General features: G+C 60.0%; 1 pseudogene. It reads right to left on the bottom strand.

The features are described from left to right. Positions 1-475, bottom strand: a pseudogene (locus BK665_RS33830) (HD domain-containing phosphohydrolase); the annotation flags it as partial. Between the last annotated feature and the right edge of the window lie 215 nt (positions 476-690).

The raw sequence follows: 690 nt of genomic DNA, 5'->3' as shown, positions 1-690 counted from the left end.
CGACCTGATCGCCGCTGCCATGGCGTTCGATGCTCCACACCTGATAGGCCGCCGCATCCGGCGCCTTGAGCAGCGTCCTGAGGGTGTCGGTGCGCAACGGCCGGACCATGAAGAAATCGCCATTGCCGTAGCCCAGGTACAGCGAGGCCAGGTTGGGGTTGTCCTTGAGCGATTGGCTGAACGGCTTGAGCAACGCCAGACGCTGCTCAAGTTCCGGGGCCTGGGTGGCCGGCATGTCGGCCAACAGGCTGAGCAGGTGACGAATCGGCTCGTAAGTGGATTGCAGGTCCAGGCGCACATCCTGCTCGATGCGATTGAACAGCTTTTCACTGCTGGACAGAATGATCTGCGTGGTCTGCTGGTAATTGAAAATGCCCAGCACCACACCGGTCAGCAACAACAGGAAGGTGAACATGACGCTGATATGGACGTGCAGGGGAAACCGGCGTTGATCCGCGCGCAGTGGGCTGGGCATTACGATCTCTCCATAGTGGTTAACGCACTGCGCAGCGGCCAAGCATAGTTAAGGCGCCGCCATTTTGCTGTTGGCGTTCAGGCCAATCTGTTGCTGCAGCGCGCGCTCCAGTTCGAGCATCGCCAGGTCCATGGCATGGATGCATTTAGCGACCTCATCCGCAGGCGCCGGGTCATGGCAGGCGTTTTCGAGCGCCTGGCAACAATCGATCACTC

This window comes from Pseudomonas frederiksbergensis, from assembly GCF_003732665.1.
In the GTDB taxonomy this organism is placed as follows: Bacteria; Pseudomonadota; Gammaproteobacteria; order Pseudomonadales; family Pseudomonadaceae; genus Aquipseudomonas; species Aquipseudomonas frederiksbergensis_G.
This window is presented reverse-complemented; position numbering and strand designations above follow the sequence as displayed.